The sequence below is a fragment of the Arthrobacter sp. MA-N2 genome (assembly GCF_000517125.1).
Lineage (GTDB): Bacteria > Actinomycetota > Actinomycetes > Actinomycetales > Micrococcaceae > Arthrobacter > Arthrobacter methylotrophus.
In genome coordinates this window covers 243,058-256,040 of the sequence record NZ_KI912155.1, presented here as the reverse complement: position 1 = coordinate 256,040, position 12,983 = coordinate 243,058, and the positions used below count along the sequence as shown (strand labels likewise).

Sequence of the window (12,983 nt, the reverse complement as noted above, 5' to 3'; positions counted from 1 at the left end):
TGCAAGGACGCAGCAATCAAGATGTGATGGAGGCGTTTGTCGATGTCGTCAGGATCCAGCGTGGAGGATCGTTCCAAACCTGCAGTAGTCCGTGAAGGGTTCTTCGGAGACTACTACGAGCATCTCGCAGAGGAGGACGCCCGCAGATACGCTGGCGAGCAGCTGACCTTAAGAGCCGAGAGGCATCGGGAGGTAGGAAAGAGCCGCAAACCGGGTACCGCGAATGTCGAGATGACCAACGAAGCGGATCGCAGCATTCTTTTCATCGTGACGGATGACATGCCGTTCCTCGTGGACTCCGTGAATGCCGAACTCGTACGCCAGCATTGCGCCATCCGGCTCGTGATGCACCCGCTCTTCGTGGTTTCGCGTGATCGCCAGACGGGCGATCTCTCCGCTATCGCCCGCGTGCCTTCCAACATCGGCATCTCAAGCGGCGACACCGCGGCAATGCCTAATGTCGCCCATCTGATCGCGCAGGGTGACAACGTTTCGCACATGGAGTCGTGGATCGCGGTCGAGGTTGACAGGGTGGCCGACGACTTCCAGAAGGAACTGGTGGAGGGAATCCACCGCGTCCTGAAGGACGTCCGTGCTGCCGTGGAAGACTGGCCCAGGATGCGGACCAAGGCCCTTGAGGTGGCATCCTCTTTGGACAAAGTGGCCCATCCCGACGACATCGCTGAACTCAGGCAAGCACAGGACCTCCTGCACTGGTTGGACAACGGCAACTTCACGTTCCTGGGTTACCGGGAATACGACCTCATCACCGAGAGCGGTGAAGACGTCCTTGAGCTGCGCGAAGAGAGCGGCTTGGGACTCTTGAGGGCCGGTGACCATCCGCACCAAATCCAACACCTCACCGACGCTGGACGCAGGAAGGCGCGCGAGAAGCGTGCCTTGGTCATCACCAAGGCCAACTCTCGGTCCACCGTGCACCGCCCTGCGTACTTGGATTACATAGGCGTCAAGAGCTTTGATGTTGCGGGCAACGTCAACGGCGAGCGCCGCTTCATTGGCCTCTTCGCCACTAGCGCGTACACCGGTTCAGTAAGGAACATTCCTATCGTCCGGGAAAAGGTTGACGCCGTGCTCCGCTCGGCCGGTTTCCCGCAGGACTCCCATTCCGGCAAAGACCTCGTTGGTATTCTCGAGACGTACCCCCGCGATGAACTCTTCCAGATCGAAACCGACGATCTGGCAGCAACAGCTTTGGGTATCCAACGGCTTCAGGAGAGACGGCGTACGAAGCTCTTCCTGCGTCCGGACATTTACGGACGGTTCATGTCCGCCCTCGTCTACCTTCCCCGTGACCGCTACACCACCAACGTGCGGCAGCGTATTGAGCAGGAACTGCGGGACACCTTCGAAGCCGAGAGTATCGACTACGAAGCACGGATCACGGAGTCGGCGCTCGCAAGGGTCTTCTTCCGAATCCGGCTGCCACGCGAGGCGGAACTGCGCGACGTCGACGCCGGTGAGCTGGAAAAGCGGCTCGTCCGGGCTTCGCGTTCTTGGGCGGAAGGAATCGCGGAGGTGCTTCGCGAGAACACCAGCGGCTTGGACGCCGAGCAACTGTCCCCCCTCTGGGCGGATGCATTCCCCGCTGGCTACCGCGTGGACTACGAAGTCGAGGACGCGCTTCAGGACATCGAGCGCTTCGAGAAGTACAGTGCCTTCGCCGATCGTGATGCCGTCGCAGTCCAGGCAACTCCCGGGGTGCACGTCTACTTGCCCAGCGGCGCCGGTGAACTCCTTGAAGAGGATGCGCGTGTCAAGCTCTACCTTTTGGAGCCCAAGAGCCTGAGCCAGATTCTGCCCTACTTCCACAATCTCGGCCTTGAGGTTCTGGATGAACGACCTTTCGAAATCGAGACGGCCGACCACCGGGACTTCTTCCTCTACGACCTCGGCCTGAAATACCCCGCCGGCGTCGAGCCCGTGGCCACCGGCCAGCTTTTGGCAGATTCCTTCAGCGCCGCAGTGACAGGCTCGGTGGAATCCGACAGTTTCGATCGGCTGGTGCTCCGCGAGGGAATTCATTGGCGGCAAGTCGTCATGCTTCGTGCCTATGCGAAGTACATGCGCCAGATGGGGAACACCAACTCCTTTGAGTTCATTGCGGATACCCTTCTTGCCAACCCTGAGGTTGCCCGGGGGCTGATTGATCTCTTCGGGGCCCGCTTTGACCCTGCTTCTGCTGCATCCGCGCGGCCGGCCCGCCAGGAGAGCGCCCGAGCCGCACTGGCCGAAGCGATTGACCAGGTGGCCACGCTCGATGCCGACCGGGTCCTGCGGACGTTCGTCAACCTCATCGAGTCCACGCTGCGCACGAACTACTTCCAGGACAAGTCGTATGTCAGCTTTAAGTTGGATCCGACCAAGATCGACGGCTTGCCGTTCCCGAGACCAAAGTTCGAAATCTGGGTCTACTCGCCCCGCGTTGAAGGCGTGCATTTGCGCTTCGGCAAGGTGGCCCGTGGCGGCCTGAGATGGTCGGACCGTCGTGAAGACTTCCGGACCGAGATCCTTGGTCTGGTCAAGGCACAAACGGTGAAGAACGCGGTGATTGTGCCCACCGGCGCCAAGGGCGGGTTCTTTGCGAAGCAACTCCCGGATCCGGCAGTTGACCGCGCAGCCTGGATGGCGGAAGGCATTGAGAGCTACAAGACCTTCATCCGCGGCCTGCTTGACCTCACCGACAACCTCGTGACCTCAGCAGACGGCGAGAAGATCGTGCCGCCGTCGGACGTTGTCCGCCAGGATGACGACGATTCCTACTTGGTGGTGGCTGCAGACAAGGGCACGGCGACATTTTCGGACACGGCCAACGGCCTCGCTGCCGAGTACGGATTCTGGTTGGGGGACGCGTTCGCGTCCGGTGGTTCCGTTGGCTACGACCACAAGGCCATGGGCATCACGGCCCGCGGCGCCTGGGAATCGGTCAAGCGCCACTTCAGCGAGCTGGACCTGGACACCCAGACCGAGGAATTTACCGTGGTTGGCGTCGGCGACATGTCCGGCGACGTGTTCGGCAACGGTATGCTGCTGTCCAGGCACATCCGTCTGCTGGCCGCCTTCGACCACCGCCACATCTTCCTGGATCCCACTCCGGATGCGGCTTCTTCCTTCGATGAGAGGCAGCGTCTCTTCGAGCTGCCCCGCTCCTCCTGGGATGATTACGACCGGTCGCTCATCAGTGCAGGGGGCGGGGTCTTCCCGCGCCAGGCAAAGGTCATCCCGATCTCGCCACAGGTCCGTAGCGCACTCGGCCTGCCGGATGGAACGGTTCAGCTGAGCCCGCCCGAACTTCTGCGGGCTATCCTCCTCGCTCCGGCCGATCTCCTGTACAACGGCGGGATCGGAACGTACATCAAGGCCAGCACCGAGTCCAACACCGAGGTGGGGGACAAGGCAAACGACGGTATCCGTGTGAACGGTCGCGAGCTGCGCGTTAAGGTTGTCGGCGAAGGCGGCAACCTCGGAATGACCCAGCGCGGACGTATCGAGGCGGCACTGCAAGGAGTCATCCTCAACACTGACGCAATCGACAATTCTGCCGGCGTGGACTGCTCCGACCATGAGGTCAACATCAAGATCTTCGTCGACCGTATGGTCGCCGCCGGGAAACTTGATGCTTCCGAGCGCACATCATTCCTCGCCGACATGACCGACGAGGTCGGGCGCCTCGTGCTCGAAGACAACATCGATCAGAACATCCTGTTGCTCAACGACCGAGCACGTGTCGCCGAATGGAGCCCGAGCTACGAACGCCTGATGGACTGGCTCGAGAAGTCGGCCGACCTCAAGCGGGACCTTGAAGCCTTGCCGACCACGGACACGCTTCGTGAGCGCCTGGAACAGGGCCAAGGCCTGACGTCTCCGGAGCTGTCGGTCCTTGCCGCCTATGCCAAGATCGAGTTGGGCTCGGCTTTGCGCGACAGCGACCTGGCTGACGATCCCTGGTTCCGCAAGACAATTCGCTCCTACTTCCCGAAGCAGCTCCGCGAACGGTTCGACGCCGAGCTGGACACCCATCCCCTGCGTCGCGAGATCATCGCAACCGTGGTTGCCAACGACATGATCAATCTGGGTGGCATTACCTTCGCGTTCCGCACCATGGAGGAAACCTCCGCCACCGAGGTTGCCGTAGCGAAGGCGTTCGTCGCCCTGCGCGAGATTTACGAACTCGACTCGATGGTGAAGGAGCTCAATGCCCTGCCGGCCTCGTTCCCGACGGAACACTGGAGCACCGTGCACCTGGACATCCGGAGACTGCTGGATCGTGCCGTTCGCTGGTTGCTGAGTCAGGGTAACGCCTCGAAGCCCATCTCGGAGATCGTCGCGGAATTCAAGCCGATGATGGATCCGATGCGGGCCCGGGTGCTCGACTACCTGCGCGGCGGCGACAAGGAACGGGTGACTGCTTGGCTCGAGAAAGCGCGCGCTTGGGGCCTTCCCGAAACGCTCGCCCACCGCTGGGCCGAGCTTTTCGAGAGCTTCGTGCTCCTGGACATCGCCAAGATCGCGCAAAGCCGCGAGACCCGTGTGGAAGAGGTCAGCCACGTCTACTACACCGCGTTTGACCGCTTCCATGTTGATTCATTGCTTGAACGGATCACGGCACTCCCACGGGATGACCGGTGGCAAGCACTTGCACGTGCGGCCCTGCGCGACGACCTCTACTCGACAGTGGCCGACATGACGACGTCGGTGCTCGAAACCACCGACGCCGGGCTCGACGCCGAAGCCCGTTTGCGGGCTTGGGAAGGCCTCAATGCTGAGCAACTGGGGCGTGCGAAGAGCATGTTTGACGAGGTCAACGCCTTGGAGGCCGACGACATGGCTTCTCTGTCGGTAGCATTGAGACTCTTGAGGTCAATCGTTCGACGCTAGGTTCAAGCCCGGCGTTATATGGAGGTGCAGTGGCAATCTTTACAGACCCCATCAGGGAGCACGCTGATTTCGGGCCTGGAGATGCCGAATGGCTGCACCTCCTGGTCGGCGACTGGCAGATGGTCGCCGACCTAGCGTTCGCGGACCTGGCCTTGTGGTTTCCGCATCCGGAATTCGGTTACATCGCGCTGGCACACGTCAGGCCATCGACGAGCCACACCGTGTTTCATGCGGACTTCGTTGGAGAGGGCATCCGATCGGATTTGCAACCCATAGTCGACAAGGCATGGTCCAGCCGTTCCATAGAACGCTCCAGTGAAACCAATTGGAGCAGCGACATGGCGCTGCGGGTTGAAGCAGTCCCTATGGTCCGGAACGGGCGGACACTGGCCGTCGTCACGTCGCACATGGATCTTTCCAGCTCACGGATGCCTTCCCGCCTGGAACTCACATACCGACAATGCGCCTATGATCTGCTCCGGATGGGCACGTTGGGGTTGTGGCCGGACTTCGCCTCCCCGACGGGCTCCCGGCGCGGAGCTCCCCGGGTGGGTGACGGCCTGATCAGGCTCGACGCCGACGGCATCGTCCAGTACGCGAGTCCGAACGGCGTTTCCGCATTCCGCCGCCTCGGCGAGGTGGAGACCTTGGAAGGACGATCCCTTGCGGAGGTAACCGCAGGACTCCTCAAAGACCGGCGCATGGTGGACGAGACTCTGCCCCTGGTGGTCACCGGCCGGATGCCGTGGCGGAGTGAGATTGAATCCCGTGGCGTGAGCTTGTCCTTGCGTGCAATTCCATTGCGCGATGAAAAGAATCGCTTCGGCGCTTTGGTTTTGTGTCGCGACGTCTCCGAGCTTCGTCGACGCGAGCTCGAGCTGGTGACCAAGGACGCTACGATTCGTGAAATTCACCACCGGGTCAAAAACAACCTGCAGACCGTGGCTGCTCTGCTGCGCATGCAGTCGCGACGCATGGTCAGCGATGAGGCGAAACAAGGCTTGGAACAGGCGATGCGGCGCGTCGCGACGATTGCGCTCGTGCACGAGACCCTCTCGCAAGGCCTGACGCAAAGTGTCGATTTTGATGAACTGATCGGACGTCAGTTCCGGCTCTCGGCCGAAGTGGCGTCCCCTTCACAGCACGTGAGGACCGAGCGCGCAGGTCTGTTCGGTGAGTTGCCCAGCGATTTTGCCACACCCCTTGCCCTTGTCATCAACGAGCTCGTAACGAATGCTGTGGAGCACGGGCTTGAAGGACGGGCGGGAACAGTATGGCTGATGGCCGATCGTTCGACGGGGGAGGGGGGCGACGAACTCCTGACGGTGACGATTGCCGATGATGGCGTCGGTCTGCCCGAGGGCTCGTACACAGAAGGTCTCGGCCTTCAGATTGTGCGGACGCTTGTCACGAGCGAGTTGGGTGGCACTATCAAGTGGAGGGCGCGCGATGGCGGAGGCACTGCCGTGGAGATCGTTCTGAACTTGGTGCGAACCTGACGCCAAGTGCCCGCTCCCTGCGGTGTTACTACCCGTGATGAGCCATACAGGGTTGGGATAGGCACGATTGGCACATACAAGGATGGCCCGGACCGAAAGGTCCGGGCCATCCTTGTATGTGCCAATGCTGCGAGCGCTGGGTCCGATCGGCCGAGGGCGCTTAGGAAGCGCGGCGTGCGCGGGCTGCACGGCGCTTAAGCGCGCGACGCTCGTCTTCGCTCATGCCACCCCAGACACCCGCATCTTGGCCCGATTCAAGGGCCCACTGAAGGCAAGTGTCCACGACTGGACAGCGACGGCATACGCTCTTCGCTTCCTCGATCTGGAGAAGCGCAGGGCCGGTGTTGCCGACTGGGAAGAAAAGCTCCGGGTCCTTGTCAAGGCAGGCTGCGCGGTTACGCCAATCCATGCTGATCAGTCACTCCATTCGTGAGTACTAGTTAAGCCTTTTGTGAAAATATTCACTAGAGGCTTCATAGGAAAGGGGACCCATTGGGCCCCCTTGGTCGTCTGAGTCAAGCGTGTCATGTTAACGCCATGTAAACAAGGGGTCCAAGCCTTTGAAATCGTGAGCGATGCATCACACCGAATACCGGTCCACTCGCAAGTATTCGACTATGTCGGGTAGGGTGCCAGTGTGTCAAGACCCCCTCTAAACCCTGCCCAAGACCCAGCGGACCCCGGTGACGACGGTCCAGCGGCCAGCCGCGGGAGCTCTGCTGGAGTATCTGGCGGAGAAACGCGTCCCTTAGGAATTGTTGTTATTTCGATTGTGGTTGTCCTGGAAGCCCTCGCGCTCTTGACCGCTGCGGTCCTGTATCTCTACCAGCTGGCCATTGGGGCGCCAGTAGCCTCGTTCTGGGGGGCCGTTTTTACCTTGGGTCTACTCTTGGCTTTTTCGGCGTGGTTGTTTGCTGTGGGACATTTCCTGTTCCGTGGATACCGCTGGACCCGTGCGGCCGCGTTGGTCGCTCAATTGTTCGTCCTGACGATTGGGGTTCCTACGATGACTGGAGGGCTGGCCCTCGCAGGTCTTGCCATGGTGGTACCGGCTTTGGCCGTGATCGTCTTTCTCTTCGACAAACGGGTCGTTGCGTTTGCGTCCCGAACGGGCGGATCCGGCGCCGCGCTCTGACGGTTCTATTCTGGGCGTTTACCTTGTGGCGCAGCTTCCTCATCCGGAGCAGCGATCTGGACGGAACGTGTTTGTCCATTCTCGATCAGAACGGCACGGCCTGGTGGCGGCGCCGGTTCGACGTCGACGCGGACGCCGAAGAAATCTCCGGCGTGAGGGGACCTTTTGCCGAGCAGGATTCCGCTCCCATGGTTCCGGGCCAAGGAGGCGAGCGGCAACCGCTGCAGAAGGGCTGGGCTTTGACCGGCAGTTGCCACCACGGAGAAACCCATGCTGGCAAGTTCGGCAAGAAGGATACCGGTTTCACTGCTCAAATATTCGGCGTCGTCTACCAGTAGGACAGTGCCGGCACTCTCGAGCTTGCGGCTTGCATCCCTATGGAATTCCGCCCAAAAGGCATCAGGATCGGCGCCTTGAGGGGGTGTCCGCCACTGACAGCCTGGATTGAGAAGCGGTAGTGCTTTGAGCAATAATGACTTGCCGGAACCAGGGCTACCTAGGGCGAGAAGGACGGCTGAGCTCGGCAGAGAGATCCGAACCGCTTCGTGGTCATCCCCGCCAAGCCCAAGCAGCAATGTTTTTGGCGCGCGAGCCGCGGAATGGGCGATTGGGTCTTTCGCCACAACCCGCGACGCCCGGACGAATTGCGGCAAAGGCTCCACCCGAAAAGGGCGCCGGGCAGGATTAGGGGGCGCGCAGTAGGGCCAAGGCTCGCTTGGTGGCGGAGCCATGAGTTGCGCGACTGCCGTATCGACATCAAGGAAGTTGCCGCATACGACGGCCCGGCCCCTCAGCGGCTTCATCGCCGCAAAACGGGGCCACGCCAGCCGCCCTTCCTCTGTCGTCCCAGCGGGAAAGTAAGCGCGATTGGGTATTGACGCGAACATCCGTGACGCGACCAGTTCGCGGTCGCCCGTGACAACGACAGTTAGTCCTGCCCTCGGACCATCACGGACAACGGTGTGGACGAGGTCTTCCGCCCAAGCGAGCGGCCCAGCCCGCAACTCGGATTGCCAAGAACCCCAGCTGGAAATGACGAGCAGTAGGGGAACGTCCCCGGCGACGTGACCTTGCGATTGCCGCACCGACATTTCGTTCGCGAGCCGTTCCAGGATACGGACGCCCCTTTTGAGGTGGTTGAGTGACGCGATGGCCCCCACGCGCCCCTCGACCGCGACATCGGCGAACGAACCGTCACCGTCGAGGGCATAAAGATGGAGCTCTTCGGCACCGCCCACAAGCTGTGCTGTCGTGGTACGGCAGGTGTCTTCAACGCCACTTGCAGGAGGCCCTATGAGCGCGAGGTTCCCGTGTGCGCCGGGGTTCCAACACAGCTCCGCAATACGCTGTTGCGTCGGCAAATCCACCAGACCAAGGCGGGCATTTGGTCCCGCCGATGTGCCGGGTGCCGCGCGCTTTCCCTCTGGCCCCGCCGCCCCCAGGCGCTGGCGCAACGAGATGGATTCAGGAAGGGCGTCCGCAACCGGTCTCCGGAGCGGTTTACCTCCGCGGGCGTCCCATACCCGACTGATTGATTTGATAATGGGACGTGCCGTTTCCGCAGGGGTCGGCTCTGCCCTTTGAAAGTCTGCCCCGGTGGTCACAGACCAACCGCTGAAGCGAAGCGACCCTGATGCCGGTCCGGCAAAGGTTCCGGTGAGTGATTGGTCTTCCTCCCCGTGGGAAAGAATCGCTGATTGGAAGGGCTCGGCGTCCTGCATCCCGCGCACCATGTAGGCCCGGCCAGGAAGGGAGAGCGGAATCGACGCCGCAGTCGGTGAATTGATGACGTCCCGTGACTCCATTTCTGATTGGACGCGAAGAGCGATGCTGGTGGTGACGTTGGCGCGGATGTCCGCACTCAAGGCACCCTGCGGACGTTGTGTTGCCATGATCAGATGGATGCCCAGGGACCGGCCCAGGGTCGCGACCCGCATCAGTTCGGCCAGGGTGGCCGGGGCCCCTTCAATGAGCATCCTGAATTCGTCGATCACCAGCACCAGTCGGGGGAGCGTAGGTAACATGCCCCGTCCAAGCTGGGCTTCGTGACCGATCCCGCCGGTCCTGGCCCAGTAAGCGGGCAGATCAGGGACATCGGCCTTCGCTAAGAGTGCCTCCCGCCTTCGAACTTCGGCCCGGAGGGAGGAGAGCATACGTTCGAGTTCGTGCTCGTTGAGGTCCGTGAACATTCCGACGCAATGGGGCATTTCAACCAGGGGCCCGAGTCCGGAACCTCCTTTGAAATCAACGAACAGGAAGTTGACCTTGTCCGGGCTGTGGTTCAGCGAGATCGCCGCCACAATAGTGCGCAGGAGTTCGGACTTTCCGGATCCCGTGGTCCCGGCCACAAGAAGGTGCGGGCCATCCGCAACCAAGTCCAGGGAGCGGGGCGCATCGGCTCCTTGCCCAATGACCGTGGATAGGCCGCTCTGTATTGAAGAATCCTTCCATCGTGCCGCGATGCTTGAGGGGTCGATCGGAAGCAGTCCAGCCAAGAGGCATGTGGTGGGGACGGTCGATGACCTTGCTTCCGCCAGTGCCGGCACTGATGCCAACGAACGACAGTATCGGTCAAAGACTGAACCCGGGACCAAGTCAGGCTCAAATTCCGTTGTTGAAAGACACGAGCGGAGGATCGCGCGTCTGTTCCGCAACTCGACGATGAACTCGCTCTTATCTCCGTATGCTGTGCGTTGGAAGACTCTCCAACCAGATTCGAGCGCTTTCTGCCGGAGCGAGTCGGTACCGGGATCGGGGCCCGACCCCATGAGAAGCAGGACTCCCGGGTGCCCAGCAGACGCGGAAAGGGAGGCTGTGGCTGAGGGTACGTCGGTTGTCAGCGTGACGCGCGGAAGGAACCGGGCGCTCGCTGGCAAAAGGGCCATTGGACCGTGGATGAGGACGGGGACGGCGGCTGCGCTGCGAAAAGCCGTCAGTTGCATGAGCAGAAACCTGAACAATCCATCGACCATGGCTTCGGTTCCCGACACGGAAACCGAAGGGATGGCTGGATCCAGAACGATTGGAACCGGGCTCAATTCTGGCGGGTCAAAACCTGGATCCGCGGGATCGAGCACAACCCTGGCCTTCTGCGGACCGGTGCCGAGCCGAAGCCAGATTTCGTTGCAGTCCACTTCTTCCTGCGCAGTGGCGGACGCAGATGAGCCGATAGCAAAGGCGAGCTCTGCGGCGGATGGTGAGCAGCGCCGTCGTCGGGTTCTGTCTTGTTGTACGGCCTGTTCAATCGCGGCGGCCAAGAGGCGGCGCTGGCGCCTTCCCGACATTGCGGGTGCAAGAACCACGATCGCAGAAATCGCCGTAAATCCGAGGAACATCCACATGCCGGTGACCAATGCCATGCCGACTCCCAGCAGGAGTGGCAAGCCGGCCGTGAAGAGCAGTTGCGTGCGGTTGCTGGCATCATGCCGCCGGGGGACCATGATCGGCTCGCCGATGCCCACGCCGGCTGCCCCCAGTGACTCAGCTCCATGGTCTTCGTTTCCGAAGACTATGGACATGACCGAGCCGCCGCAGCGGATCCTGGAGGCGGTCGAGAGGAAGGCTGTGCGGACTTTCCTTCCGTCCACGAGTGTTGCGTTCGCGCTCGCGTTGTCGGTTATGGTGACCGCTGTCTCGGAGATCGTCAGGACGGCGTGAACACGGGAGACGTCAGGATCCGGGAGGCAAATATCCGCTCCGCTCCGGCCGATCCTGTAAGTGCCCCGTTCCAGCGGAATGACCAGGCCTGCAGAAGGTCCGGCATGCACCATCAGGGACAACGGCGCCTGTTCATGTCTGCCGGGGGAAGTTCCTCCCGGATCCGAACCAGCGCCGTCCACCAGGACGGCTCCGGTCATCAGCGGCGGAGTTCCCACCGTGAGGCCGATGAGTGGCAGGCCGCCGACCGTCAGGTCCCCGGTTCCGAACTCATTGCCGACAGCAGCTTGGACGAGGGCACCGGGGGTACCTTCGCCTATGTCCAGCGCCAGCTCAACGGGCCCACCTTGCTGCAAGGCCCGCGGTCCCCTGACCAGGGTGCAATGGAGTGTCACTTTGCCCGCTCCTTCAGCGCGAGTAACTGCTTTTCTTTCACGATATTTGCAATCGGCACCGGACGTACCGAGTCACTTGGCGTATGTGGAAAACGCTGCGCTCCTCGGGCAGCGAACGAGCTCCACCGCAATTGGATGCGGCATCTCAGGTAGGCTTGACCTGCAGCCAGTGCGGACCATTGGGCTGCCCGCATTCGAACCAGGAGTATTTGTGACCGCTGACCTCGTCATCGTCGGGGCGGGCTTTTTTGGCCTGACAATCGCAGAACAGGCAGCCACCGAGTTGGGCTTGAAGGTTGTTGTCATCGACCGCCGGCACCACGTCGGTGGCAACGCTTATAGCGAATCGGAAGAGCAGACCGGGATCGAGGTGCACCGCTACGGTGCGCACCTCTTCCACACCTCGAATGAGCGGGTGTGGGAGTATGTCAACCGGTTCACGACTTTCACCAACTATGTTCACAAGGTGTATGGCGTCCACAAGGGCGAGGTCTACTCGCTGCCTATCAACCTCGCAACGATCAATCAGTTCTTCAGAGCCAATCTGACCCCCGGAGACGCACGGGCACTCATTCTGGAGCAGGCGGGCGAGCTTGCGGGAACCGATCCCCAGAACCTCAACGACAAGGGCATCCAGCTAATCGGCCGTCCGCTGTACGAGGCATTTATCAAGCACTACACGGGCAAGCAGTGGCAGACTGACCCCAAGGACCTGCCTGCCGGGATCATTTCGCGGCTTCCCGTCCGGTACAACTACGACAACCGTTACTTCAACGACAAGTACGAGGGGCTGCCCACCAACGGGTACACGGCGTGGATCGAAAAGATGGCCGAGCACCCGAACATCGAAGTGCGCCTGAACACGGACTTCTTTGACGAGTCGCATGCGTGTTCGAAAAACAAGGTTGTCGGCAAGATCCCCGTTGTCTACACCGGCCCGGTCGACCGCTACTTCGACTTCGTCGCCGGAGACCTGTCCTGGCGTACTATCGATTTCGAGGAAGAAGTCCTCGAGGTGGGTGACTTTCAGGGAACTGCGGTTGTCAACTACAACGACGACGACGTCGCGTTCACGCGCATCATCGAACCGCGCCATTTCCACCCCGAGCGTGAATACCAAACAGAGAAGACCGTCATCATGCGGGAATTCTCCCGATTCGCGGAAAAGGGCGACGAACCGTACTATCCGGTCAACACGCCGGATGACAGGGAGAAGTTGCTCAAGTACAGGGATCTCGCCGCTCTGGAAGAGAATGTGCTTTTCGGGGGTCGATTGGGCACCTATAAATACCTTGACATGCACATGGCCATCGGGTCTGCCTTATCCATGTTCGACAACAAGATCCGTCCGCACTTTGAAAGTGGTATAGCAATGGAAAGCGGAGGAGTGGACGCGTGAGC

General features: G+C 61.2%; 6 protein-coding genes. 4 read left to right on the top strand and 2 right to left on the bottom strand.

Annotated features, from left to right (window positions below; translation table 11 throughout):
- The first annotated feature begins 42 nt into the window (after positions 1-42).
- Both A3M3_RS0101510 and A3M3_RS0101505 read left to right on the top strand, forming a co-directional pair.
- The gene (locus A3M3_RS0101510) at positions 43-4,896 is read left to right on the top strand and encodes an NAD-glutamate dehydrogenase (protein WP_028264841.1); all 4,854 of its coding nucleotides are present in this window, start codon (positions 43-45) and stop codon (positions 4,894-4,896) included.
- A gap of 29 nt (positions 4,897-4,925) precedes the next feature.
- Entirely contained in the window at positions 4,926-6,395 is a 1,470-nt protein-coding gene (locus tag A3M3_RS0101505; protein ID WP_028264840.1) for a sensor histidine kinase, read from the top strand.
- A 160-nt stretch (positions 6,396-6,555) separates the two neighbouring features.
- Here the strand turns inward: A3M3_RS0101505 and A3M3_RS0101500 are convergent, their stop codons facing one another.
- A complete protein-coding gene (locus A3M3_RS0101500) occupies positions 6,556-6,804 on the bottom strand; it encodes a WhiB family transcriptional regulator (RefSeq protein WP_003804966.1) in 249 nt (82 codons plus the stop codon).
- 228 nt (positions 6,805-7,032) lie between these two features.
- Between A3M3_RS0101500 and A3M3_RS0101495 the strand changes: the two genes are divergently transcribed.
- Positions 7,033-7,530 carry a hypothetical protein gene (locus A3M3_RS0101495; RefSeq protein WP_028264839.1) on the top strand — a complete coding sequence of 166 codons (498 nt, stop codon included), beginning with the start codon at positions 7,033-7,035 and terminating at the stop codon, positions 7,528-7,530.
- A 5-nt stretch (positions 7,531-7,535) separates the two neighbouring features.
- On the opposite strand, the gene A3M3_RS0101490 is transcribed toward A3M3_RS0101495, so the two are convergent.
- Positions 7,536-11,582, bottom strand: coding sequence for an FtsK/SpoIIIE domain-containing protein (locus A3M3_RS0101490; protein ID WP_028264838.1), 4,047 nt, complete (start codon positions 11,580-11,582; stop codon positions 7,536-7,538).
- Positions 11,583-11,793: 211 nt separating this feature from the next.
- Here A3M3_RS0101490 and glf point away from each other — a divergent pair, with 211 nt between their 5' ends.
- Positions 11,794-12,981, top strand: coding sequence for a UDP-galactopyranose mutase (gene glf / locus A3M3_RS0101485; protein ID WP_028264837.1), 1,188 nt, complete (start codon positions 11,794-11,796; stop codon positions 12,979-12,981).
- The last annotated feature ends 2 nt before the right edge of the window (positions 12,982-12,983 follow it).